At 63.5% G+C, this 24991-nt stretch carries 17 protein-coding genes and 2 tRNA genes; 9 read left to right on the top strand and 10 right to left on the bottom strand.

From position 1 onward, the window contains the following. Positions 1-139: 139 nt before the first annotated feature. Positions 140-727: a winged helix DNA-binding protein gene (locus tag B2246_RS19500; protein ID WP_008650259.1), complete on the bottom strand. Its 588-nt coding sequence runs from the start codon at positions 725-727 to the stop codon at positions 140-142. Between the two features lie 140 nt (positions 728-867). Here B2246_RS19500 and B2246_RS19495 point away from each other — a divergent pair, with 140 nt between their 5' ends. The 8 genes from B2246_RS19495 to pgi all read left to right on the top strand — a co-directional run bounded on the left by B2246_RS19495 (position 868) and on the right by pgi (position 12308). Beyond that, positions 868-2766, top strand: a complete 1899-nt coding sequence (locus tag B2246_RS19495; RefSeq protein WP_286962684.1) for a cellulose biosynthesis regulator YedQ — start codon at positions 868-870, stop codon at positions 2764-2766. Between the two features lie 212 nt (positions 2767-2978). Then, entirely contained in the window at positions 2979-4331 is a 1353-nt protein-coding gene (locus B2246_RS19490) for an amidase (protein ID WP_186426502.1), read from the top strand. Between the two features lie 143 nt (positions 4332-4474). Further along, positions 4475-5458 (top strand): TRAP transporter substrate-binding protein DctP, encoded by a 984-nt coding sequence (dctP, locus tag B2246_RS19485; RefSeq protein ID WP_008651683.1) that lies wholly within the window; start codon positions 4475-4477, stop codon positions 5456-5458. A gap of 144 nt (positions 5459-5602) precedes the next feature. Next, positions 5603-6154 (top strand): TRAP transporter small permease subunit, encoded by a 552-nt coding sequence (locus B2246_RS19480; protein ID WP_008651680.1) that lies wholly within the window; start codon positions 5603-5605, stop codon positions 6152-6154. After that, positions 6154-7464, top strand: a complete 1311-nt coding sequence (locus B2246_RS19475) for a TRAP transporter large permease (protein WP_008651678.1) — start codon at positions 6154-6156, stop codon at positions 7462-7464. Before B2246_RS19480 ends, B2246_RS19475 begins: the two co-directional genes overlap by 1 nt. 34 nt (positions 7465-7498) lie before the next feature. Next, a complete protein-coding gene (locus B2246_RS19470) occupies positions 7499-8788 on the top strand; it encodes a D-amino acid dehydrogenase (protein WP_008651677.1) in 1290 nt (429 codons plus the stop codon). 7 nt (positions 8789-8795) lie between these two features. Beyond that, positions 8796-10403: an NAD(P)H-hydrate dehydratase gene (locus B2246_RS19465; protein ID WP_286880550.1), complete on the top strand. Its 1608-nt coding sequence runs from the start codon at positions 8796-8798 to the stop codon at positions 10401-10403. 279 nt (positions 10404-10682) lie between these two features. Further along, a complete protein-coding gene (gene pgi / locus B2246_RS19460) occupies positions 10683-12308 on the top strand; it encodes a glucose-6-phosphate isomerase (RefSeq protein ID WP_286880547.1) in 1626 nt (541 codons plus the stop codon). A 15-nt stretch (positions 12309-12323) separates the two neighbouring features. Here the strand turns inward: pgi and B2246_RS19455 are convergent, their stop codons facing one another. Then, positions 12324-13022 carry an ABC transporter ATP-binding protein gene (locus B2246_RS19455; protein WP_008651672.1) on the bottom strand — a complete coding sequence of 233 codons (699 nt, stop codon included), beginning with the start codon at positions 13020-13022 and terminating at the stop codon, positions 12324-12326. On the opposite strand from B2246_RS19455, the gene B2246_RS19450 reads away from it, so the two are divergent. Then, positions 13009-13689: an arylesterase gene (locus B2246_RS19450; RefSeq protein WP_411860068.1), complete on the top strand. Its 681-nt coding sequence runs from the start codon at positions 13009-13011 to the stop codon at positions 13687-13689. The genes B2246_RS19455 and B2246_RS19450 overlap by 14 nt on opposite strands. A 135-nt stretch (positions 13690-13824) precedes the next feature. Here B2246_RS19450 and B2246_RS19445 read toward each other — a convergent pair whose 3' ends face one another. From B2246_RS19445 to mnmC, 8 genes are all read right to left on the bottom strand, one after another. Next, entirely contained in the window at positions 13825-15771 is a 1947-nt protein-coding gene (locus B2246_RS19445; protein WP_286880544.1) for a SurA N-terminal domain-containing protein, read from the bottom strand. Positions 15772-16014: 243 nt separating this feature from the next. Next, positions 16015-16091, bottom strand: a tRNA-Asp gene (locus B2246_RS19440). A gap of 41 nt (positions 16092-16132) precedes the next feature. Continuing rightward, positions 16133-16208, bottom strand: a tRNA-Val gene (locus tag B2246_RS19435). 253 nt (positions 16209-16461) lie between these two features. Continuing rightward, a complete protein-coding gene (gene lon / locus B2246_RS19430) occupies positions 16462-18873 on the bottom strand; it encodes an endopeptidase La (RefSeq protein WP_008651665.1) in 2412 nt (803 codons plus the stop codon). 246 nt (positions 18874-19119) lie between these two features. Further along, positions 19120-20397 (bottom strand): ATP-dependent Clp protease ATP-binding subunit ClpX, encoded by a 1278-nt coding sequence (clpX, locus tag B2246_RS19425; protein WP_008651663.1) that lies wholly within the window; start codon positions 20395-20397, stop codon positions 19120-19122. Positions 20398-20676: 279 nt separating this feature from the next. After that, positions 20677-21327, bottom strand: coding sequence for an ATP-dependent Clp endopeptidase proteolytic subunit ClpP (gene clpP / locus B2246_RS19420; protein WP_008651661.1), 651 nt, complete (start codon positions 21325-21327; stop codon positions 20677-20679). A gap of 109 nt (positions 21328-21436) precedes the next feature. Continuing rightward, a complete protein-coding gene (tig, locus tag B2246_RS19415; protein ID WP_008651660.1) occupies positions 21437-22786 on the bottom strand; it encodes a trigger factor in 1350 nt (449 codons plus the stop codon). A gap of 149 nt (positions 22787-22935) precedes the next feature. Continuing rightward, entirely contained in the window at positions 22936-24954 is a 2019-nt protein-coding gene (mnmC, locus tag B2246_RS19410) for a bifunctional tRNA (5-methylaminomethyl-2-thiouridine)(34)-methyltransferase MnmD/FAD-dependent 5-carboxymethylaminomethyl-2-thiouridine(34) oxidoreductase MnmC (RefSeq protein WP_286880538.1), read from the bottom strand. Positions 24955-24991: the final 37 nt, after the last annotated feature.

Below are 24991 nucleotides of genomic sequence, written 5' to 3'. Positions count from 1 at the left end.
TGTACCTTGTCGGCGACCGCTTTTTGCATTGCGCAATCGGGGGCCGACAGACATTCCGCGAGAAAGCTGGCAAGGACAGCCTGACCGACGTCATTATCGGCAGGCCAAGCTGTGCTATAGAGCATAATACGTCACATTATCAAAGGGAAGTGGCGGAGCGCGCCGCCTGCTCGTAGAGACCGGTCAACACACGCAGCAGGCGTGCCAGTTCGCCGATCTCCAGGTTTTCCTCGCTACCCTCCGTGAAATTGCTCGTCAGGCACTGCTCGCGGATCTCGCGGTACCGGGCGCAGGCGTCGGTACCAGCCTGCGTGGTGGCGTAAGTGGCCTCCTTGCCAACCCGCTCCCCGGCCACCAGTCCCAGCCCCACGAGCTTCTTGAGCGCGTATGTGACCAGATGGGTATCTTCGACGTTCAGCACAAAGCAGATGTCCGCCAGCCGCTTGGCGCGTCCGCGATGATTGACGTGGTGCAGTACCAGCACGTCCAGGAACGTCAGGTCGCGCACGCCAGCGGCACCCATGCAGCGCACCACCCATCGGCTATAGGCGTTGTAAGCGGTATTCAGCCCGAACTCGAACTCCGACAATTCCGGGCTACGCACCGAAACCAGATGCGACGACGACACAATGTTGACGCCGGCAGCGCGCGCCAGTGGCGCGGCCGGTGAGGGGCTCGCCACTGGCGCAGCGGTGGCGGGGCTGTCCGAAACGGGCTTGCGTGCCATGAAAAGCAGTCTCCTGGGATGCGATTTTGAATCATTGGGCGCCCGGATTTAGGCGATTTACGCGACAGTTTATCGGCAAATCGATGAGAAATCCGCCGCCATCGTGTGCTGCCGGGCTGTCACCCCCTCGACGCGAAGATTTGCAGAAGCGATCTAAAATTTTTCGACGGACAGTCTCTGACGGATCTGAATCCGGCACGATACGACTTCCCGTCGCGCAAGAGCCATCACGTTCCAGATCGGGTACTGGCCATGGTCACGTATTGAAGAACAATCACATGCACTCCGCCTCCGATACCGGACGACTGCTCCCGTCCGACAGGTTCCTGAGCCGGTTATGGCTCGCGCTCATCAAGCGCCCTCGCCGCTTCATTCTGATTGCGTTCAGCGCCGCCATTCTCCTGATATTGCTGCTCATCCTCCGGGGCATGATGCTGTCGCGCGACACGGAGATCGAGTCGGTCAGACAGATGCAGGCGGTTCGTGCCGTGAGCATCAACGCGCTGCTTCAACTGGAGGCGGAGCGCCTGGCGAACATCCGGAACTACGCCGAGCACCTGATGCAGATCCAGGATGAACTGCCAGCCCTCTTCGCCCACGACATCCAGACTGCCTTTGAGCACCGCAATGACGATGTCTGGGCGCTGCGGACACGTGAGGCGGCGCCCGTCTATGGCGTCAGCGCGGCGCGGCTCACTGGGCTGGATGGCTTCTCGCGCGACGATGCCAAGCTGATCCCGGGCATGGCGGTTGCAATCGCGCTCAGCCATATGTTCAGTGCGGGACACAACGAACCCGGGCTCCGGGAACGCATTGCCTATGTGTCCGCCAGCGGCATCATCGTGGCTTACCCGGCCATTAGCGAGCAGGACGTTGATCCGACCCTGCGGACCTTCGCCTCCGCCGGGTACTTTCGTAATAGCCTCCCCTTGGCCAATCCGACGCGAAAGCAGCAATGGAGCATCGCGCGGTCCATGGACGACGCTGGCGAATCGTCGCTATTCCTGAGTGCTCCTGTCTACGCCGGCAACGCATTCAAGGCCGTTCTGATTCTGGAGATTCCGCGGCCCAGTCTTGACGAGTCCCTCAACCTTGCCCCCCATCACGACGTCAACAACTACCTGGTGGACCACAACGGCATACTCGTGGGCGCCGGTATGCGAAACGTGCATCGGGGCGAAACGCTCGCGTCCGTGCTCATCGACAAATGGCCGGCGGACAAGCTCGCGGTGGCGTTCAGGGGCGATGCCGGCATTCTGAACAACGAGCATGGCAGCCGCCTCATCTATCGCAAGCTCGGAAACAGCGGCCTGATAATGGTCGACGAGGTCTCCACGCGGGAACTGCTACAGGCGAGCGTCGCCCGCCTGAGCGGCACCATTGGCGCCGGCGCTGTCGCCCTGGGCCTTCTGCTTTGCTTCACGCTGGCAGTTGTCCATACATTGTTCGGGCACTACATTGACCGGGGCGAAGCCCTCCGGACCCTCGCCGAGACCGATGCCCTGACCGGGTTGGCGAACCGTCGCGTGTTCGCATCCCGATTCGCAGACGCCTACGCATGGTGCAAGCGGGACGCCGTTCCGGTCTCGCTGATCATGCTCGACATCGATCGATTCAAGAAGATCAACGACCGCTGGGGACATGCCAGCGGAGACGTGGTGCTGCGCACCCTGGCGGACGCGCTGCGCGCGAATGTCCGGAATGTCGATCTGCCGGCGCGACTGGGCGGCGAGGAGTTTGCCGTCCTGTTGCCACGCACGGGTATCGCGGATGCAGCCAACCTGGCCGAAAAGCTTCGCCTGGCCCTGCAAGCATTGGTCTGCGAACCGGTCGACAGCGCTGACACGGCATCCATCCGTTTCACCGCGTCCTTCGGCGTGGCGCAGATCGCGCCAGGCGAACCGGGCAACCTCGACTCGCTGCTGATGGCGGCGGACCAACGCCTCTATGCCGCGAAGGCCAGCGGCCGAAACAAGGTCGTCTGGGATGATCCGCAGCCGGAGGAGATGGAGAACGAGAAGCCCGTCAAGGGGGCCTGATCTCGTCTGCCTGATCGCCCGGGCGATGCGATCCTGGCATCGAACGGTATTTCTTGCCGCGCCTCGGGATATAGCGTCCTTCCCTATGTCCCGCCGATGCGCTTCTTGCTACCCTTGTCGGATTCTTGAGCCTCTTGATTCACACAGGCAATGCGTGAATGTGATTTTGCTCCGCGGCGCCTGTCACCTTCGTCTCGCCCACGCAAACCGTCATGCTGCCTGACATCGCCTCCCTGAACGCCGCCGTCCGCGCCGGCACCACCAGCCGCGCCGACCTGCTTGCCGAAGCCGCCACCAGGGCCGCCAGCGCCGCCGGCCACGCCGTCTATCTCCACACCACGTTCGATGCCGCCAGCGAGGTGGCCCGCGCGGCCGATGCCGCTGACCGCGCTGGCAAGCCGCTCCACCCACTGGCTGGCCTGCCGGTATCCGTCAAGGATCTCTACGACATCGCGGGCGAGGTCACGCGCGCCGCGTCTGCCGCCCGCCAGGACGCCGTACCCGCGACGGCCGATGCCACCGTGGTGGCCCGGCTCCGCGCGGCCGGCGCCGCGCTGGTCGGCCGCACCAACATGACCGAGTTCGCCTTCTCTGGCGTCGGCATCAATCCCCATTTCGGCACGCCGGTCAACCCATGCGACAGCTCGGTTGCACGGATTCCGGGCGGATCGTCATCCGGGGCGGCGGTCTCGGTCGCGATTGGCACGGCGGTGGCGGGCCTCGGCAGCGACACGGGCGGCTCGATCCGCATTCCCGCCGCGCTATGCGGCATCGTCGGCTTCAAACCCACGTCGCGCCGCGTGCCGCTGACGGGCGCGTTCCCGCTGTCCTACACGCTCGATACCGCATGTGCGATGGCGCGCACGCTGACCGATTGCATCGCCGTGGATAGTGTCATCGCCGACGCCCCGGTCATTCCGCAAATGAAGGCCGCCACCGCGATCCGCCTGGCGATTCCGCGCCAGCTGGTTCTCGACGATCTGGACGAACCGGTCTCGAAAGCCTTCGACCGTGCCATCGGCCGGCTTTCCGCCGCAGGCGTGCGCATCGAACACGTGGACATGCCCGAGCTGACCGAACTGGCCAGCCTGAATGCCGCTGGCGGGTTTTCAGCGCCCGAGTCCTACGCGCACCATCGCGCGCTGCTCGCCACCCACCGCGATCTGTACGACCGGCGCGTGGTAACCCGTATCGAGCGGGGCGCGGCGATGAGCGCGGCGGACTACATCGCGCTGCACCGCGCCCGCCTCGACTGGATTGCCCGCATGGAAGCTCGCATGTCGCCGTTCGATGCGGTGGTCTGCCCCACGGTGCCAATGGTGGCGCCGCCGATCGCCCCGCTTGTGGAAGATGACACCCTGTTCTTCCGCACCAATGGGCTGCTCTTGCGCAATACGTCCGCGTTCAATTTTCTCGACGGCTGTTCGGTGTCGCTGCCCTGCCATGCGCCCGATGAACTGCCCGTCGGCCTGATGCTGTCCCATGGACCGATGCGCGATGCGCAGCTGCTGGGCACGGCGCTTGCATTGGAATCGCTCGTGCACCCTTCACGGCGCGGAGGCTGAGCCGCCGCCGCACCGCGACACGCATTACCGCATTACCGCCGAGATCACCAACAACCTGGGAATCGGCGCAGGTAGTTCCAGGAGGATAGTCAAACCCGCGTAGTCGGGCAGGCGCCCGCGCGCAACATCAGGGAGAGATGGAAATGCGAGTCAAGGTATTGGCAGTTGCGGTGACGACGGCGGTGACAGGCATTCTGCTGACCGCCACGGCGGCACGGGCGGATACGAAGTGGGACCTGCCCACGGGCTATCCGGCCACCAACCTGCACACGGAAAACCTGCAGCAGATGGCCAACGACGTCGACAAGGCCACCGGCGGCAAGCTCAAGATCGTGCTGCATCCCAATGGCTCGCTGCTCAAGGCCAATGAGATCAAGCGTGGCGTGCAGACCGGCCAGGTGCAGATGGGTGAAATCCTGATGTCGACGCTGGCCAACGAAAACCCGGTCTTCGGCGTCGACGCGGTGCCTTTCCTGGCCACGAGCTATGGCGATTCCTACAAGCTCTGGCAAGCCTCGCGAACCGTAACTGACAAGATACTCGACCGCCAGGGCATGAAACTGCTCTACGCGGTGGCCTGGCCGCCGCAGGGCATCTACGCGAACAAGCCCCTGAACAGTGCGGCGGACATGAAGGGCCTGAAATGGCGCGCCTACAACCCGGCAACGTCGAAGATCGCCGAGCTGGTCAGCGCCCAGCCGGTGACGATCCAGGCCGCTGACCTGGCGCAGGCGCTTGCCACGGGCACGGTCAACTCGTTCATGTCGTCTGGCGCAACGGGCGTCGATACCAAGGTATGGGAGTCGGTGAAGTACTTCTATACCGTCGATGCGTGGCTGCCCAAGAACATGCTCGTCGTCAGCAAAAAGGCCTTCAACGGGCTCGACAAGCCCACCCAGGACGCTCTGCTCAAGGCCGTGGCCGATGCCGAGAAGCGCGGCTGGCAGGTCTCCGAACAGAAGACGCGCGAGTATCTGGCCACGCTCTCCAAGAACGGCATGACTGTGGCGCCGCCTTCGCCGCAGCTCAAATCCGACATGCAGAAGGTAGGCGAAGCCATGGTTGCCGACTGGGCGAAGAGCGCCGGCGACGATGGCAAGGCCATTCTCGACGCCTACAAGAAGTAGATCCGCGCCATCCGCGAAAGCAGGCCCGCGACAATCCATCGTGGCGCCCGCCTGCTTTCGTGCATGCATTGCAGCAGGCCCGCGCCGCTGATCGCGCGCGCCCTCCCATCGCCGTTCCCGCGTCACAGGTAGCCCGTCATCACCATGGAAGCCCCCATCCTCCGCAAGCGTTGGCTCGACCATCTGCTTGACGTCTGCGCCGCGCTCGGCGCGCTGTGCATCCTCGCTGTCTGCATCGTGATGATCGCGATGTCGATCTCGCGCGAGACCTCGATCACGCTCAAGGGCGGCGACGACATCGTCGCGTGGCTGTGCGCCGCTTCCGCCTTCCTCATCCTCGGTCAGACATTTCAGCACGGCGGCATCGTGCGCGTGGAGATGCTGCTGGAAGCCGTCGGCACCAAACGCCGCTGGCTACTGGAAGTCATCTCGCTCACCATCTGCCTGATCTTCGCCGGCTATGCGGCGTGGGCGCTCGGCTCGTTTGCCTGGCAAAGCTGGGATATCGGCGATGTGTCCCAGGGGCAGATCGTGATTCCACTCTGGATTCCGCAGAGTTTTGCAGTCATCGGCGCGCTCGGCTTTCTGCTGGCCGTCGGTGACGAATGGCTGCGCGTGGTACGCCGGCAGAAGCCGCGCTACCAGCTCGCGCAGGAAGCCAAGCTGGCCGCTGGCGACTTCGGGGAGACCGTCTGATGAGCACCGTTCTCGTTGCCCTGATCCTGCTGCTGGTGATGATCGTCTTCCTGGCGATCGGCGCGTGGATTCCCGTGGCGATCGCCGTGACCTCGTGGGTTGGCCTGGTGATCTTCTCCGACCACGACGCGCTGGTGAACCTTGCCAACTCCTGGTGGTCGTCCAGTGCCTCCTACACGCTGGCATCGCTGCCCCTGTTCGTGTGGATGGGAGAAATCCTGTTCCGCACCAAGCTCTCCGAGCAGATGTTCAATGGCCTCTCCCCGTGGCTCAACTGGCTGCCGGGCCGTCTCATGCACGTCAACATTCTCGGCTGCGGCATCTTCGGTTCGGTGTCGGGGTCGTCGGCCGCTACCTGCGCCACGATCGCCAAGTCGGCACTGCCCGAACTGACCCGACGCGGCTACGACGAGCGCATCACACTCGGCTCGCTGTCGACGGCGGGCACGCTGGGCATTCTGATCCCGCCGTCGATCACGATGGTCGTGTATGCGGTGTCCGCCGACGTCTCCATCATCCGCGTATTCCTCGCCGGGTTCCTGCCGGGCCTGTTGCTGATGATCCTGTTTTCGGGATACATCGTGGTCTGGGCGCTGATGAATCCCGAGAAGACCCCTGCGGCCGAGACGTTTGGCTGGTCGGCCCGGCTAGCGTCGATCCGGCAGCTCATGCCCTGCATCATCCTGATCGCGTTCATCACGTGGATCATGATGGCCGGGTACTCCACGGCTACCGAGGCTGCCGCGTATGGCGTGGTGGCGTCGCTCGCGCTGGCGTGGGCGGGCGGCTCGCTGACGCGCAAGGCATTCTGGGAAAGCCTGATGTCGGCCACACGGCTGACCGCGATGATCATGTTCGTGCTGGGGGCGACGTCATTCCTGTCGGTCACGATGAGTTTCACCGGCATTCCGCGCGCGCTGGCCGAATGGGTGGCGGCGCTGCAACTGTCGCCGTGGGCGCTGATCGCGGTCCTGACCATCATCTATATCCTGCTTGGCACGGCGCTCGACGGCATCTCGATGATCGCGCTGACCACGGCCACCGTCCTGCCGATGGTGCAGGCCGCCGGCTTTGATCTGGTATGGTTTGGCATCTTCATCGTGTTGCTGGTGGAAATCGCCGAGGTCACACCACCCGTCGGATTCAACCTGTTCGTGCTCCAGAGCATGACTGGCAAGGACAGCAACTACATCGCCAGGGTGTCGTTGCCGTTCTTCATGATGATGGTGCTGGCGATCGGCATCATCACCGTGTGGCCTAGCGTGGTGACATGGCTGCCAGACGTGGTCATGGCGAAGGAGCTCAAATAGCGGCACTTCATCCTGAAGGGGGCAAAGCTAGCGGATGCACGTGATCATCATCGGCGCCGGCGCAATCGGCGTCTGCTCGGCCTGGTACCTGCGCCAGGCCGGCTTCGAAGTCACTGTACTGGAGCGACGCGGCGCCCCCGCGCAGGAAGCCAGCTTTGGCAACGCGGGCGTGATCGCCCCCGGCTACGTCGCGCCCTGGGCGGCGCCCGGGATGCCCGGCAAGATCGTGCGCTCACTGTTCCAGCACGCCTCGCCGGTCGTGTTCCGCCCAAGCGCCGATCCCGCGATGTGGCGCTGGATCGTGCGCTGGCTGCGCGAATGCAACCCCGAAAGCTATCGCACCAACAAGCTGCGGATGCAGCGTGTGGCCTTCTACAGCCGCACCTGTCTGCACGAGCTTCGCTCGGCACTCGAGATCGAGTACGAGCAATCACGTGGCTACCTGCAACTGTTTCGCACACAGCGCGACCTTGATCTCGCATCGCCCGCATTGGCCTTGCTGCGCGAGAACAACGTCCCGCATCAGCTCATCGACGCCGCCGGTTGCCGGCGCATCGAACCCGGCCTGACCGACGACACGCCACTGGCGGGCGGCCTGCATCTTCCAGAGGATGAATCCGGCAATTGCCCGATCTTTGTGCGCAGACTGCACCAGCACGCGGAAGCCGCGGGGGTGCAGTTTCGTTTCCAGACCGAAGTCGCCCGGTTGCGCAGGACGGACGGCCGCCTGACAGTCGAACTCGCCGCGCTCGGTGGCCGTGCCCGGGAAGTGCTCGATGCGGACCGCGTGCTGCTTGCAGCCGGCGTCGGCAGCGAGACGCTGCTGCGCCCGCTGGGGCTGCGCCTGCCGCTCTACCCGGTCAAGGGCTACTCGGCCACGGTCATGGTGACGGACGAACTACAGGCACCGCTAGGCGCCCTGATGGATGAATCGTACAAGGTGGCCATCACGCGCATGGGCAATCGACTGCGCGTGGCGGGCACCGCGGAGCTTGGATCGCGCAAGCTCGATCTGCGGCCTGCCGCGCTGCAAACCCTGATCAAGGTCGCGCGCGACTGGTTTCCGGTAGCCGGCCACTACAACGCCGCCACGCTTTGGGCTGGGGCGCGACCGATGCTGCCTGACGGCCCGCCCCTGATCGGCGCCACCCGCGTGCCGGGCCTGTTTCTGAACCTCGGCCATGGCTCGACGGGCTGGGCGATGAGCTGCGGATCGGGCAAAATTGCCGCGGACCAGATTGCCGCCAGCGCCGGCCAAGGCGACGGGCCAGCCATCGACATGGATGGGCTGACACCCGAACGTTACCGGCTGGGCCCCGCCTGATACCAATATGAGCACGACTGTCTCGCCTTCGACATCCCCGGACCCCGACGCGACGCCGGACCGCATCGCGCTGGATCCCGCCGGCACGGACGTTACGCCGCTTTACGACCTGACGACGATCCGCCGCGTGGAGCACGCCGGGCTGGCCGCGACCCCGCCTTTCACGTTGATGTCCCGCGCGGGCGCTGCGGCAGCGGACTGGCTGCACGCATGGGTGCCGAATGGCCGCATCCTCTGCCTGGCTGGCCCTGGCAACAACGGCGGCGACGCGCTGGTTGCCGCCATGCGCCTGCATCAGCGCGGACGGCTCGTGGAAGCATGGCTGATCGGCGAAGCCGACCTGCTGCCCGCCGATGCGGCCCGCGCCTGGCTCGAGGCCCGCGCCGCCGGCGTGCCGCTACTGGCGCTGCCCAACGATGCCGATACCGGGATTCCTCCGTGGCCGAATGGATGCGCGGCAATCGTCGATGGATTGCTGGGGATCGGACTCAACCGTGCGGCCGACGGCAATATGGCGCGTTGGATCGACCATCTCAATACCTCGCGCTTGCCGGTATTCTCGCTCGATATCCCGAGCGGATTGTTCGCCGACACCGGCGCCGGCAACCCGGCGGTCCGGGCACAACGCACGCTGACGTTCCTGGCTGCCAAGCCGGGCCTGCTGACACTGGATGGCCGCGATTGCGCCGGCGAGGTCGATATCGCACCACTCGGGCTCGACTATCCGCCAGCCGAACATCCCGTGGCGGTGGTCAATCAGCCGCCGGGTTTTTCCCATTCGCTGCCGCGACGCGAGCACGCGGATAACAAAGGCAGCTTCGGCAGCCTGGCTGTGATCGGTGGCAGCCATGGGATGACCGGGGCCCCTTTGCTTGGCGCGCGCGCCGCCCTGTATCTGGGCGCCGGGCGTGTCCATGTGGGATTCCTCGCGCAACCGGCGCCCGCCATCGATCCGGTTCATCCGGAGTTGATGCTACACACCGTGACGGAGCTTTCGCCCGGCGCGATGTCGGCCTACGTGGTCGGCCCTGGGATGGGTACGGGCGCCTCCGCGCGCAAGCAACTGGCGCAATTGATCGATATCTGCGCCAACGCGGCGACAGCCGCGCCGCTGGTGCTCGATGCGGATGCGCTCAACCTGCTGGCAACCGATGGCACGCTGGCCCAGCAGCTTATCGAAAGCGGTGTGGCACACGTGATGACCCCCCACCCGCTAGAGGCCGCGCGACTGCTGGGCAGCACCGTGGCCGATATCCAGCGCAACCGGCTGGCAGCCGCAGCCGCACTGGCCACGCGGTGGCAGGCCACAATCGTGCTCAAGGGCTCCGGAACCGTGATAGCGTCCCCGGACGGCGCGCCGCCTGCGATCAATCCGACCGGCAATGCCGCGCTCTCCACCGCCGGCACTGGTGATGTCCTGGCCGGAATGATCGGCGCCCTGATCGCCCAGGGAATGCCGATCGTCGCGGCCGCGCGCGCGGCGGTCTGGATTCACGGCCGTGCCGCCGACAGGCTGGTAGCGTCGGGCACGGGCCCGGCTGGCATGACTGCCAGCGAGCTCTATCTGCCCGCCCGGGATATCTTCAACGCGTTGCTACGCGGCGGCGGTGCGTAACGTCCCGGCACTGCCACCAACAATGCCGCGCGGATCACGCCAGACGCCGTCCAGGTGATCTCAGGTGATGCGCGCGGCGCGGCACGCGTCGGACAATTGCCGATAGGGGGCGTTGTCCCCCTCTGCTAAGGTAACGACATCCCGACGTCGGAAACCGTCAATCCGGCAAGCCTCGTTACTTTTTGCTGCCACTTCCGGAATTTGCGATCACATTCTGGCGATATACTTGCTGGCGCCTGCCTCGTGCAGGCGTTCGTGCCCGATTTCCCCCAAGAACGAATGCCGACTGACCTCCAAGCCTGGAACACCCTTCGCCAACACCATGACGTCGTCCGCGAGACGCCGATGCAGCAGTGGTTCGCCGAAGCCGGGGCTGCTCAACGGGTCGATGCTTTCTCGCTGGAAGCCTCCGGCCTGTATCTGGATTACTCGAAGAACCGCATCACCGGCGAGACCCTTGCGCTGCTGATGAAGCTTGCCGAGGAAGCCGGCGTGCCGGCACGCCGCGACGCTATGTTCGCTGGCGAACATATCAACGCCACCGAAGATCGTGCCGCGTTGCACGTCGCGCTACGCGCCCTGCCCGACGCGCCGTTCAAGGTCGACGGGGCGTCTGTCATGCCCGCCATCCACGATGTACTCCGCCGGATGCGCGAGTTTGCCGGCCGAGTGCGCAGTGGCGTTTGGACCGGCTCCACGGGCCAGGGGATCACCGACATCGTCAACGTCGGCATCGGCGGCTCTGACCTGGGCCCACGCATGGTATGCCGCGCCCTGGCGCACCTGGCCGACCCGCGCGGACCGCGTGTGCACTTCGTTTCGAATGTGGATGGCACCGAGCTTGCCGAAACGCTCCAGCGCCTGGATCCGGCACGCACGCTGGTGATCGTCTGTTCGAAGACGTTCACAACGCTCGAAACCATGGCCAACGCCTGCAGCATGCGGGACTGGTTCCTCCGCCACGGCGTGCCCGAGAACCAGCTCGCGCGGCACTTCGTCGCCGTATCGACCAATCGCGATGCCGTGGTCGAGTTCGGCATCGACCCGAACAACATGTTCGAATTCTGGGACTGGATCGGTGGCCGGTTCTCGCTGTGGTCGTCGGTCGGCCTGTCGATTGCGCTGGCCGTCGGCTTCGACGCCTTCGAGGACCTGCTGCTCGGCGCCCGGGCGATGGACGATCATTTCCGCACTGCGCCGCTCGCCCAAAACATGCCCGTGGTGATGGCGATGCTGGGAATCTGGTATCGCAATTTCCACAACATGCCGACGAGCTGCATGGCGCCCTATTCGACCTCGCTCGAACTGTTTCCGGCGTTCCTCCAGCAACTCGAAATGGAGAGCAACGGCAAGTCGGTCCAGCTCGATGGTCGTCCGGTGGACACCGATACCGCGCCAGTGGTCTGGGGCACGGCTGGCACCAACGGCCAGCATGCCTACTTCCAGATGATCCATCAGGGCTCGCAGATCGTACCGGTCGATTTCGTCGCGCCGCTGGTGCCGCCGCGCGAACTGCCAGGCCATCACGTCAAGCTGCTAGCCAACTGCTTTGCGCAGGCCGAGGCATTGATGCGCGGACGCAGTGCGGAAGAGCTGCAAGCGGCCGGCGTCGACGTAGCGCGCATTCCGCATATGGTGTTCGAGGGCAATCGGCCGAGCAACATGCTGCTGATGGAAAACCTGACGCCGCACGTGCTGGGCGCGCTGATCGCGCTCTATGAGCACCGCACCTTCGTGCAAGGCATCGTCTGGAACATCAATTCGTTCGATCAGTGGGGCGTGGAGCTCGGCAAGATCCTGGCGCGCCCGATCGAGGCCGAACTAAGTGGCAATGCCACGGAAGCCCACGATGCATCGACTGCCGCGCTGATCGCGCGGGCGCGACGCTCACTGGCACGCAGTTAACCCCGTCTACGCCGTTCAGACGCCCGCATCCATGAACTCGTCGCTAGCTACACGGCCAGCCTCGATCGTCAGGATGCGGCCGCATCTCGCTGCCACCGAACGGTCGTGCGTGACCAGCACGAGCGTCGATCCGGCATCGCGATTGAGCTCGAACATCAGCGCGATGACCGCCTCGCCCGTGGCGGTGTCCAGGCTGCCGGTCGGCTCGTCCGCAAACAGAATATCGGGCCGCGCAACGAAGGCGCGCGCCAACGCCACACGCTGCTGCTCGCCGCCGGAAAGCGTGCGCGGATAATGGGACAGCCGCTGGCCGAGCCCGACTCGCTCCAGCATGTCGACGGCCCGCTCGCGCACGCGATCGGTCTCACCACGCAACTCGAGCGGAAGCATTACGTTCTCCAGCGCGGTCAGATGGCCGACCAGCTGGAACGACTGAAACACAAAACCAACGTGACGCCCGCGCAGCGCGGCACGCTGGTCTTCATCGAGCCGGAACAGATCCTGACCATGGAGCCGGACCGATCCCGTGCTCGGCAGATCGAGCCCGGCAAGGAGGCCAAGTAGCGTGGATTTGCCCGACCCAGACGCCCCGACAATGGCCAACGTTTCACCCGCCGTGACGGAAAACGTTACGTCGTGCAAAATCGTCAGCGAACCGGTCGTATCGGCTACGGTCTTTCCCAATGACTCGACGGCAAGAATGGACGTGGACATGCGAGAGAGGATGACAAACAGTAGGCGCCGGCAATGGCTGGCGGCGTTGGGTATCACACTGGCAACTGCCGTCATGACGGCTGTGCCGGCGCACGCGCAATCTGGCAACAAGCCCGCGCTGCTGGTACTGGGCGACAGTCTGTCGGCGGAGTACGGCATTGCACGCGGCACTGGCTGGGTCAGCCTGCTGCAGGACCGCCTGAGCAAGGAGCGGTTCGATTATAGCGTCGTCAACGCGAGCATCAGTGGCGAGACCACAATCGGTGGCAAGACGCGCCTGCCTGACCTGCTCAAGCGACACAGGCCGGCAGTGGTGATCGTCGAGCTGGGTGCCAACGACGCCTTGCGAGGCTTCCCGTTGCAGACCACCGAGGCCAATCTGAGAACAATCGTCAGCGATGCCCAGCAAGCTGGCGCCACCGTGCTGCTCGTAGGAATGCGAATCCCGCCGAACTATGGTCAGGACTACACCGAGCGGTTCTTCGCACTCTACAGCAAGCTGGCCAAGGAAAAACGGGCTGCGCTGGTGCCCTTCCTGCTGGACAACGTGATCTCACGTCCCGAATGGTTCCAGAGCGATCGGATTCACCCGACCTCCGCTGCGCAGCCCACGTTGCTGGACAACGTCTGGTCGCAGTTGAAGCCGTTGTTGAAAAAGGCGGCGTAGACACCGGACCTTCGGCTGTGCTGGCCTTGCCGGTCCGCGCCACGGCTTCCCGAGCTGATCGACAAGACCAGATACAAGAAAGCCCCTGCAGGCTCGCAACCGCAGGGGCTTTTTTTCATCGCAGGCGACGTCCCGCTAGTTCGCAGCAGGTGCGCTCGCACCGGCCGCGTCGTCCGTCTTGGCCGGATGCAGGATCTTCACCTTCGCACCGGCCTTGAGCACGTCATAGAACGCTGCCAGTTCCGTCTGACCGGCCATCTGGCCCAGTTGCTGCGCGTCAGCCTCACGCTGGTTCGCATTGGCCTGCGGCGGCGTGCCAACCTTGGCGATACGGTAGATCGCGTACCCATCCGCGCCGAGGTCCACACCCACCAGCGAAGGCAGCTTCGAGGCATCGGCACGCATGATTGCATCAACGGCCTTCGGCGACACGCCATCAGCCTTGGCACGTGACACCGTCACCATCGGGCCGAAGCCATCGGCGCTGCCGCTCTTCTTCAAGGCATCGAGACGGGCTTCGCCATCCTTGCGCGCCAGTTCCGCCGCCTGCTGTGCGACGTAGGCCTGACGCACCAGCGGCTCCACCTCCTCGAACTTGCGCGCGGCGGCCGGACGATAGTCGACAATGCGGGCCGACACCAGCGTGGTCGGGCCCACCTGCACGGCTTCCGTATTGCGCTTGTTCTTGATGGCGTCATCGCTGAACAGCGCCTTGAGCACCTTCTCGTTATTGAGTGGGTTGTCCTTGCCCAGCGCCGGGTTCGGCGTACGCGTGACGTTGTCCGCAGTCTGGATCGTCAGCTTGAACTTGTCGGCGGCGGGCTTGAGGCTCTCGGACTGCTCGTACACCATGTTGCCGAACGCATCGGCCTGCTCGGTATACGCCTTCGCAGCAAGCTGCTTCTTGAGTTCGATCTCGAGTTCGGGACGCACTGCCTCGAGCGGCTCGGTCGCTGCCGGCTTGATACCCGTCAACTTGATGATGTGATAGCCGTAATCGGTTTCCACGACATCGCTGATCTGGCCATCCTTGAGCGCAAACATCGCGTCTTCAAACGGCTTGACCAGGGCACCACGACCCATAAAGCCGAGGTCGCCGCCCTTCTCCGCTGAACCCGGATCCTGCGAGTTCTTCTTCGCAACTTCGGCGAACGTGTCCGGATGCTTGCGCAGATCCTCGAGCAGCTTTTCGGCCTTCTCCTTGGCGGCCTTGCGGTCTGCCTCCTTGCCATCCTTCGGCGCGGCGATCAGGATGTGGCTGGCGCGACGTTGCTCGTCAGTGCGGAAACGCTGGATGTTGCTGTCGTAGTACGACTTCAACTGATCAGGTGTGATCGTCTGGCTGGCGGCCAGGGCATCACCCGACAGCACCAGGTACTCGACCTTGGCCTGCTCGGGCATCGTGTACGCTGCCAGATGGGCATCGTAGTAAGCCTTCAACGCGGCGGCGTCCGGCGTCACCTTGGCCGCGAAATCGGCCGGCTTGATGACGATGGCCTGCACATCACGCTGCTGGTCGCGAATCGCGATCAGGCGATCGAGCAGCGACTTCGGCACGAAAGCTGTCGTACCGATGGCGCCACCCAGTTGCTGCGTGGAGAGTTCGAAGCGCATCCGTGCGTCGAGCTGCTCGGGCGTCATACCTTGCGCCGCCAGCAGCTGCACGTAGGCCTTCTCGTCGAACTTGCCGTCCGCCGTGCGAAGCTGGGAAATGGCGGGAATGCTCTGGATCGCTGCGGCGATCTGCGCATCGGAAACCGTCAGGTGCTTCTTCTGCGTGGCTTCCGAAATAACGCGCTGCTGGATTAGCTGATCCAGCACGGCCTGCCGCGCGGCAGGGCCTTCAAACATGCGCGGATCGTAGTTGTTGCCGAGCATCTGGCGCATCCGTTCGCTCTGGTCGCGCACCACGTTGTCGACTTCTTGCACGGTGATGGTCCGGCCGTCGACCTTGGCAGCATCGTGCGAGCTGTCCATGAAGCGCGAATAGCTCTCCACGCCGAAGAATACGAACGACGGGAAGACAAGCACCAGCAGCAGAAGAAGCATCAGGCGCCGGTTGTTGCGTACGAAATCAAGCATGCTGATCCGGTTAAAGGGGTGGCTCGAAAGTCAAACCTTGCGATTCTATCAAAAGCGAGGGGTTGTACTGCTTGAATGTGCGTCGAGAGATGATGCGAAGCCGCAATCTGTCAATCTTGCTGGAGTGGTCGCGCCAACGAAGCGGAGGCCGCACAGGTGACTCGTTCCACTCCGATGCCAGAGGCCCGTCTGAAAGCCCGAATTGCGGACACAAAAAAGCCCGCTGACGCGGGCTAATTTTGTTGGCGGAGTGGACGGGACTCGAACCCGCCACCCCCGGCGTGACAGGCCGGTATTCTAACCGACTGAACTACCACTCCGTGTCGGCCCCAATCAGTGGCAACGCATCGCAATGGTGAAGTGGTGGGTGCTGAGGGGTTCGAACCCCCGACCTACGCCTTGTAAGGGCGCCGCTCTACCAGCTGAGCTAAGCACCCACTAGACCATCGCAAGCTGCTGCCTGCCGGGTAATCTCGCTTCGCACGATTCGGCGGTTACTGCTTCGTTGCCGCTGTTTGCGTTGCGAGGCCGCGATTGTAATACGAGACTTTTCGATTTGCCAAGCATTGATTGCAACATTCTTCTGCGCACCGCAAGGCACACGCCGCAGCAGGCGGCGCGCAAACAAAAACGCCGCAGGTTTGACCCTGCGGCGTTCCCAACTACATCTCAGACTGACGCGTGCGTCGATCAGTGATGGATACGCTCCACCTGGGATGCGGCCTTGTCCGCCACCTCGGCGGGCTTGGCATCTTCCTCAGGCAGCGGCTCGGGCTTTCGCTCGAGCGCCAGTTCCAGCACCCGGTCGATCCAGCGCACCGGCATGATCTCGATGGCGTTCTTCACGTTGTCCGGAATGTCAGCCAGATCCTTGACGTTCTCTTCGGGGATCAGCACCAGCTTGATACCGCCGCGATGGGCAGCCAGCAGCTTCTCCTTGAGACCGCCGATCGGCAGCACCTCTCCGCGCAGCGTGATTTCACCCGTCATCGCCACATCGGCACGCACCGGGATGCCAGTCAGCACCGATACCAGCGCGGTCGTCATCGCGATACCGGCCGACGGACCATCCTTCGGCGTGGCGCCCTCGGGCACGTGGATGTGGATGTCGCGCTTCTCAAACATCTCATCGGCGATGCCCAAACGACGCGCCCGCGAACGCACCACCGAACGCGCGGCTTCGACGGACTCCTTCATCACATCGCCGAGCGAACCCGTGCGCGTGATATTGCCCTTGCCCGGCATGATCGCAGCTTCGATCGTCAGCAGGTCGCCGCCGACTTCCGTCCACGCCAGACCCGTCACCTGACCCACCTGGTTTTCCTTGCCGGCTAAACCGAAGTCGTACTTGCGCACGCCGAGGAATTTGTCCAGGTTCTCGGAATCCACCTTCACCGCCGTGGACTCCTTCTTCAGGAGCAGCATCTTCACAACCTTGCGAGCGATCTTCGACACTTCGCGTTCCAACGAGCGCACACCGGCTTCTCGCGTGTAGTAGCGGATGATGTCGCGGATTGCCGCTTCGGCCACCTCGATCTCGCCCTGCTTCAGGCCATTGTTACGGATCTGCTTGGGCAACAGATAACGCGTGGCGATGTTGATCTTCTCGTCCTCCGTATAGCCCGACAGGCGGATCACTTCCATCCGGTCCAGCAGCGGCGGCGGAATGTTCAGCGAGTTCGACGTCGCCACGAACATCACATCCGACAGATCGAAGTCCACCTCGATGTAGTGGTCCTGGAACGTGTGATTCTGTTCCGGGTCCAGCACCTCGAGCAGCGCCGACGAAGGATCGCCACGGAAATCCATGCCCATCTTGTCGATCTCGTCGAGCAGGAACAGCGGATTACGCACGCCGACCTTCGACAGGCTCTGCAAGATCTTGCCCGGCATCGATCCAATGTACGTACGACGGTGACCGCGGATCTCGGCCTCGTCACGCACACCACCCAGCGCCATACGCACGAACTTGCGGTTCGTGGCACGCGCGACCGACTGGCCAAGCGAGGTCTTGCCGACACCCGGAGGTCCGACCAGGCACAGGATCGGCGCCTTCACCTTGTCCACGCGCTGTTGCACCGCAAGGTACTCGAGAATCCGTTCCTTGACCTTCTCGAGACCATAGTGGTCTTCGTCGAGAACGCGCTCAGCGTTGGCCAGGTCGTTGTTGACCTTGCTCTTCTTGCGCCACGGCAGGCTGACCAGCGTGTCGATATAGTTGCGCACGACGGTGGCCTCGGCCGACATCGGCGACATCAGCTTGAGCTTCTTGAACTCGGCGTCGGCCTTCTTCTTGGCCTCCTTGGGCATGCGAGCGGCCTTGATGCGCTTGTCCAGTTCTTCCAGATCAGCGCCTTCCTCGCCCTCGCCCAGCTCCTTCTGGATCGCCTTGACCTGCTCGTTCAGGTAGTACTCGCGCTGGCTTTTTTCCATCTGGCGCTTGACGCGGCCACGAATGCGCTTTTCGACCTGCAGGATGTCGATCTCGCCCTCGAGCTGCGACAGCAGGCTCTCGAGACGCTCGGTCACCTTGACCATTTCAAGGATCTTCTGCTTCTGCTCGAGCTTGATCGGCAGATGCGCGGCGATCGTATCGGCCAAACGACCGGCCTCATCGATACCGGACAGCGACGTCAGGATCTCGGGAGGGATCTTCTTGTTCAGCTTCACGTACTGGTCGAACTGCGACACGATTGCGCGGCGCAGGGCCTCGGTTTCGGCCGATTCAACCGGTGCGGGGGGCACAGGCACGGCTTCGCACATGAAGTGCGAATCGTCCTCGCTCACCTCGGTGATATTTGCACGCTGCGTACCTTCCACCAGCACCTTCACGGTGCCGTCGGGCAGCTTCAGCATTTGCAGGATATTGGCGATGCAGCCGACCTCGTACAGGTCATCCGCGGTGGGCTCATCCTTGGCCGCAGTCTTCTGGGCCACGAGCATGATGCTCTTGCCCGCCTCCATCGCAGTCTCAAGCGCCTTGATGGACTTCGGGCGTCCCACGAACAGCGGGATCACCATGTGCGGAAACACCACCACGTCGCGCAGCGGCAACAGTGGGAGGCGAATCGGCTCAGCCGGGAGGAGTTGTGTTCCGGACATCATTTTCCCCAGTCAGTCATTTAAGGCGTAAATAGGGTCGCGGAATTCGATTGCAAGATGCCCATCATCGAATCTGTACGCAGAAAAACATGCTGCAAACTGCACTTGCGACCCCCAGTGAAACAGCATACCCGCGTTTGCTCCCGTTCGTTTGTGGAATTGAAGAAAAAAAGCCGTTCGCTTCGCTGCGAACGGCCGCTTGAAATTTGCCGGTGTGGTCGAAGCCACCCATGTGCGGCGCGATCGTCAGTTGGACCCCGCCACCTTGGGCTGCTGCTCCTCATACACAAGGAGCGGCGCCGCGTCGCCAGTAATCGTGTTCTCGTCGATCACGACCTTCTGGACGCCCTTGTAGTTGGGCAGGTCATACATGACGTCCATCAGCGATTGTTCAAGGATCGAACGCAGGCCGCGTGCACCGGTCTTGCGGCGAATGGCCTTGCGAGCGATCGCGGACAGTGCGGCCGGGCGGATTTCCAGCTCCACGCCTTCCATGGCCAGCAGCTTCTGATACTGCTTGACCAGCGCGTTCTTCGGCTCGATCAGAATCTGCATCAGTGCGGCCTCATCCAGCTTGGCAAGCGTGGCCACCACCGGCAGACGACCGATCAGTTCCGGAATCAGGCCGAACTTGATCAGATCCTCAGGCTCGGTCTGCGGCAGCACTTCGCTGACTTCCCGCTCTTCCTTGCTCTGCACCTGGGCGGCAAAACCGATGCCGGTCTTGTCCGAGCGCTGCATAATGACCTTCTCCAGGCCGTCAAACGCGCCGCCGCAGATAAACAGGATGTTGGTGGTATCCACCTGCAGGAAGTCCTGATTCGGATGCTTCCGGCCACCTTGCGGCGGCACCGAGGCCATCGTGCCCTCGATCAGCTTCAGCAGCGCCTGCTGCACACCCTCGCCGGAGACATCGCGGGTGATCGACGGGTTGTCGGACTTGCGCGAGATCTTGTCGATTTCGTCGATGTAGACGATGCCGCGCTGTGCCTTCTCCACCTCGTAATTGCAGTTCTGCAGCAGCTTCTGGATGATGTTCTCGACATCCTCGCCCACGTAGCCGGCTTCCGTCAGCGTCGTCGCGTCCGCAATCACGAACGGCACGTTGAGCAGGCGGGCCAGCGTCTGGGCAAGCAACGTCTTGCCGGAGCCAGTCGGCCCGATCAGCAGAATATTGCTCTTCGAAAGCTCGACATCGTCCTTCTTGCCGAGATGCTTGAGGCGCTTGTAGTGGTTGTAGACCGCGACGGCCAGAATTTTCTTGGCCTGATCCTGCCCGATCACGTACTGGTCGAGGCTCTCGCGGATCTCGTGGGGCGTGGGCAGATCCGATCGCGTGGCGGCCGTGGCGTCCTTGTCGGTCGCGGCGGCCTCGTCACGGATGATCTCGTTGCACAGGTCGATGCATTCGTCGCAAATGAACACCGACGGGCCGGCGATCAGCTTCTTCACCTCATGCTGGCTCTTGCCGCAGAAGGAGCAGTAGAGAAGCTTCTCGCTGGATGAACCTTTTTTGTCCGCCATAGGAATCAGTCACATTAGCAGTGTGTTCCCACCGGGCGGGAGACCGGGTGGGAAACGCATTAAACGCATCATACGCCAAAAAAATTGGCACAGTCGGCGGCAACCCCTCCATGTGGGGCAAAACGCAAAAACGAGGCATACAGCCTCGTTCCGGTGTAGCCTTCGCCATTTACGGCGAGCGGATTCGTACAGCCTACGCCCGGCGTTACCGGGCGCCACCCGGGCAATCCTTTCTGGATCGCGCCCGGAATGGCCTGCCGGCACACCGGCCGATCCGTCTCAACTACGACGGGTAATCACCTTGTCGATCAGACCGTAATCCACGGCCTGGTCGCCGCTCATGAAGTTGTCGCGGTCAGTATCGCGCGCGATCTTCTCCACGGGCTGGCCGGTCACCTCAGAAAGAATGCTGTTCAGGCGCTCGCGCAGATACAGGATCTCGCGTGCCTGGATTTCGATGTCCGAAGCCTGGCCACGCGCACCGCCCAACGGCTGGTGAATCATGATTCGGGAGTTCGGCAGCGCGCTGCGCTTGCCCTTGGCGCCGGCTGCGAGCAGGAATGCACCCATGCTGGCCGCCATGCCCATGCACAGCGTTTGCACATCGGGCTTGATGAACTGCATCGTGTCATAGATCGCCAGACCGGCCGAAACCGAACCGCCGGGCGAATTGATGTACAGCGACACGTCCTTATCGGGATTCTCGCTTTCGAGGAACAGAAGCTGGGCCACTACCAGGTTGGCAGTCTGGTCGTTCACTTCGCCGACCATGAAGACGACACGTTCCTTGAGCAGGCGCGAGTAGATGTCGTACGCGCGCTCGCCCCGGCCGGACTGCTCGACGACCATCGGCACCAGACCAAGACCCTGGGTCTCCAGAGCAGAAGCCTGCGTGGTGGCGAGACGATCAAGCAAATCATTGCGGGTCATGCAGGTTCTCCAGATATTCAGGAATGGCGTCAATCGGCCAGCGCGCGAGGCCGATTGACGCAAGCCAGCGCCGCGCCATACTCGCGCGGCTTCCGGCTTATGCCCAACCTCAGGCTTGTGCGGGCGCGGCGGTGAGTTCTTCGAACGACACCGTCTTGTCCGCGACCTTGGCCTTGTCGCACACGAAATTTACCACGTTGTTTTCGAGGACGTAGGCTTCCATCTCGGCCAGACGTTGCTGGTCACCGTAGTACCAGCGCATGACTTCCTTCGGGTCTTCGTAGCTCTTCGCGAAGTCCTCGATTTCGGCCTTGATCTGGTCCGGCTTGGCTTCCAGGCCGTTGGCCTTGACGATCTCAGCCAGGATCAGGCCCAGCTTCACGCGGCGCTCGGCCTGTTGGGTGAACATCTCGGCCGGAATCGGCATGTCCTTGGCGTTCGGCATGCCACGTTGCTCGAGGTCGCGACGGGCCATTTCCACCAGGCGCTCCTGATCCTGCTCGACCAGCGCCTTCGGCACGTCCAGTTCGCTAACCTTCAGCAGCGCTTCCATGACCTGATCCTTCAGCATGGAGTGCGTGCGGCGCTTGACTTCGCGCTCGAGGTTTTCGCGGATGTCGGCGCGCATCTTTTCCACGCTGCCGTCAGCGATGCCGAGCGACTTGGCGAATGCGTCATCCACTTCCGGCAGGTGCGCCCACTCGACCTTCTTCAGCGTGACCGTGAATTCAGCGGTCTTGCCGGCCACTTCCTTGCCGTGGTAATCGGCCGGGAACGTCAGCGGGAACGACTTGCTTTCGCCCACCTTCAGGCCCAGCGTGGCCGTTTCGAACTCCGGCAGCATGCGGCCTTCGCCCAGCACGTACACGAAGTCCTCGGCCTTGCCGCCAGCGAACTCGACGCCGTCGATCTTGCCGACGAAGTCCAGCGTCACGCGGTCGCCGTTCTGGGCAGCCACATCGGCGCCACCGTCACCGTGGGCACCCGCATCGCCACGACCGTGGAAGTGCACGCGCTGCTTGCGCAGGATGTCAACGGTCTTGTCAATCTCGGCATCGCCGATTTCGGTCTGGGTGCGGGTCACTTCGGCCGACGCGAGGTCGCCAATCTTGACCTCCGGATACACCTCGAACGTGGCTTCGAAAGCCAGTTCGTCGTCAGCCACGCCTTCGGTCTTGATGTCGAACTTCGGCTGACCGGCCACCTTCACTTCCTGGGCCTGGGTGATGTCGAAGAACTTGCGGGCAGCCTTGTCGAAGCGCACTTCGAACTCGACTTGCTGGCCATATTGCTTCTCGACCATCTTCATCGGCACCTTGCCCGGGCGGAAGCCGGACATCTTCACGGTCTTCGACAGACGAGCCAGGCGTTCCTGGGTTTCCTTCTGCACTTCGGCCTTGGGAATAGCCAGGGTCACCTTGCGGTCCAGCTTGCCGAGGTTTTCAATGACGTTCGACATGGTCGTTAATCCAATCCAGAAATGTTGTTGTCAGCGCAACCGCCTGCATCTCGGTCCACCCGCGACTGGCGCCGACGAGCGGGGGTCTCCGTGCAAACGGAAAACGGGGATTATCGCACGGTTTTGATTCGCTTCCGGCAGTTTTTACCCTAGCCGGCCGTATCCACCCCAGGACCCACCGATTCGGGCGCCTGCGCTTGACCGTGTCGGAGCGCGCGTAGCAGGAGCCGTGCGGGATCAATCGCATCTGCCAGGTCGGCCTCGAGCGGCAGTGGCTCACCCTCGATCTGGCTGGCGATCAGTTCCGCGCACAAGGCAGCCCATGTGAGGCCTCGCGACGCATACGCAAGGGCCGCATACAGACCGGGAAGCCGTGGCAGATCGCGCAAATGCGCGCCACGCAACGCACCGGCATGGGACAGTGCCTGCGCATCGTCGGCGATGCGCCCGACGAGTGGAAGGCGGTTGTACGTGACCGTGCGCACGCCGACGTAACCCTGCAGCGTGGCGGGGTCGATCTGCGCGATTTGTGACGCCCGGTCCGGCAGCAGCGACGCCAGACGATCGAGGTTGGCAGCGTGCACTTCCGGACGCTCGACCAGCGGCCCTTCGTCCTCTTCATAACTCGAGCCCATCCTTGCTCCGCCCGCCGCGTCACGCGGCAATAGGTAACCACCGCCGGTCACGACGCAATCAGGCCAGCCACCCAGCGCCTCTGCCTGCGCGGGCGCCAGATCCGTCAGTTGGCCACGTACCCGGCGCAGCGCCAGGAACTGGCCCGAGGTCAGCCGATCGGCTTCGTAGGCATTGGCGAGCACAAGAACCGGCGCGGCGGCCAATACGCCACCGCCATCGGCAAGCGCCTGCCACGCATCGCCGATCTGGCTGATCGCCGCCACGCGGCAATTGAATCGCGCATCCACAGCCGCACCAGCTTTCGCAAGCTGCGCGCAGCATATGTCGGGCGGCGCTACCCAGCCTCCCTTCGGAAACCACAAGCCGCCTCTCGGAACCGCTGCGCCATGCTGCTCCGCAGCCTCTTGCGGCGACATCCAGCGCACAAATGACTCCGGAAACCTAAGCTCCGCAAGCGCGGCCTGCTGCGCCGCGCTCTCAGCATCATCCTCGCCGAGTTGCAGGACTCCAGTGCCGTGCCATCCCGCGGGATAGCCAGCCGCCTCCAAGGCGCCCCACGCGCGCAACGCATGGAGGTTGCCTGCACGGGACAGTCGCGAAAGGAAGCTGTCGTCGGCGGACACATGCGCATGCATCGCCGCGGCACGGTGGCTCGACGTCTGTCGCGCCGGTCCGTCGTGGGCATCAAACAACGTCACGCGCCACCCACGCGCAGTCAAGCGTTCGGTCACGGCGCAGCCCGCCAGCCCCGCGCCGATGACGATGGCGTGTCGCTCCGCCCATTGCGCTGCCTCGGGCGGCGCATGACGACGGTTCTTCCAGACTGGCGCGAAACGCGCCACGGTCATGTCCCGCTTGCCACCAAATCCGGGCGCCTTGTGCACCTCGAACCCGGCCGCCTTGAGCCCGCGCCTCACGAATCCCGCCGCTGTGTAGGTCGCGAGCGTCGCACCGATGCGAGCGAGACGCGCCAGGCCGCGGAACACGCTGTCGGACCACATGTCGGCGTTGCGCGATGGCGAAAACCCATCGAGGTAGAACGCATCGGCGCCAAGCACGAGTTTCGGCAACATCGTTTCCACGTCGCCCAATGCCAGCGTCAGCGTGACCGCCCCATCCTCGAACGACAGCCTGTGCAAGCCGGGCAGCGCGTCAGGCCATTGTTGCTGCAATTGGTCGGCTAACGGCAGCAGCTCGCCCAGGCCAGCATGTGCATGTAATTGCGCCAGACCTTCGCGCGTGAAGGGATGCTTCTCAATCGACACGAAATGCAGCCGTTGGCAACGCTGCGGATCGCTACGCCATGCCTGCCAGGTGGCGAGGAAATTCAGGCCCTGCCCAAACCCCGTCTCGACAATGACAAACTGCTCGCGCCCGGCCCAGCCTCCGGGCAGACCATTGCCACCGAGAAACACGTGATGCGCCTGCGCCAGACCTCCACGCGCGCTGTGATAGACATCGTCATAGCGGGGCGAATAGGGAGTACCGTCACTGGACAGAATGGGCTCGGCGGGCTCGAGAACGCGCGTCATGGCAAGGATTCATACGGCCGGAAATGGCGGCGGATGG

The organism is Cupriavidus sp. UBA2010 (assembly GCF_002335265.1).
In the GTDB taxonomy this organism is placed as follows: domain Bacteria; phylum Pseudomonadota; class Gammaproteobacteria; order Burkholderiales; family Burkholderiaceae; genus Cupriavidus; species Cupriavidus metallidurans.
Note: the sequence above shows the minus strand (reverse complement) of the source record. Positions and strands in the feature narration are given on the sequence as shown.

Excerpts from the sequence above, each read along its gene's own strand:
- B2246_RS19500 (WP_008650259.1), bottom strand. The coding sequence starts at position 727 with ATGGCACGCAAGCCCGTTTCGGACAGCCCCGCCACCGCTGCGCCAGTG.
- B2246_RS19490 (WP_186426502.1), top strand. The coding sequence starts at position 2,979 with ATGCTGCCTGACATCGCCTCCCTGAACGCCGCCGTCCGCGCCGGCACC.
- dctP (WP_008651683.1), top strand. The coding sequence starts at position 4,475 with ATGCGAGTCAAGGTATTGGCAGTTGCGGTGACGACGGCGGTGACAGGC.
- B2246_RS19480 (WP_008651680.1), top strand. The coding sequence starts at position 5,603 with ATGGAAGCCCCCATCCTCCGCAAGCGTTGGCTCGACCATCTGCTTGAC.
- B2246_RS19475 (WP_008651678.1), top strand. The coding sequence starts at position 6,154 with ATGAGCACCGTTCTCGTTGCCCTGATCCTGCTGCTGGTGATGATCGTC.
- B2246_RS19470 (WP_008651677.1), top strand. The coding sequence starts at position 7,499 with ATGCACGTGATCATCATCGGCGCCGGCGCAATCGGCGTCTGCTCGGCC.
- B2246_RS19465 (WP_286880550.1), top strand. The coding sequence starts at position 8,796 with ATGAGCACGACTGTCTCGCCTTCGACATCCCCGGACCCCGACGCGACG.
- pgi (WP_286880547.1), top strand. The coding sequence starts at position 10,683 with ATGCCGACTGACCTCCAAGCCTGGAACACCCTTCGCCAACACCATGAC.
- B2246_RS19450 (WP_411860068.1), top strand. The coding sequence starts at position 13,009 with ATGGACGTGGACATGCGAGAGAGGATGACAAACAGTAGGCGCCGGCAA.
- B2246_RS19455 (WP_008651672.1), bottom strand. The coding sequence starts at position 13,022 with ATGTCCACGTCCATTCTTGCCGTCGAGTCATTGGGAAAGACCGTAGCC.
- B2246_RS19445 (WP_286880544.1), bottom strand. The coding sequence starts at position 15,771 with ATGCTTGATTTCGTACGCAACAACCGGCGCCTGATGCTTCTTCTGCTG.
- lon (WP_008651665.1), bottom strand. The coding sequence starts at position 18,873 with ATGTCCGGAACACAACTCCTCCCGGCTGAGCCGATTCGCCTCCCACTG.
- clpX (WP_008651663.1), bottom strand. The coding sequence starts at position 20,397 with ATGGCGGACAAAAAAGGTTCATCCAGCGAGAAGCTTCTCTACTGCTCC.
- clpP (WP_008651661.1), bottom strand. The coding sequence starts at position 21,327 with ATGACCCGCAATGATTTGCTTGATCGTCTCGCCACCACGCAGGCTTCT.
- tig (WP_008651660.1), bottom strand. The coding sequence starts at position 22,786 with ATGTCGAACGTCATTGAAAACCTCGGCAAGCTGGACCGCAAGGTGACC.
- mnmC (WP_286880538.1), bottom strand. The coding sequence starts at position 24,954 with ATGACGCGCGTTCTCGAGCCCGCCGAGCCCATTCTGTCCAGTGACGGT.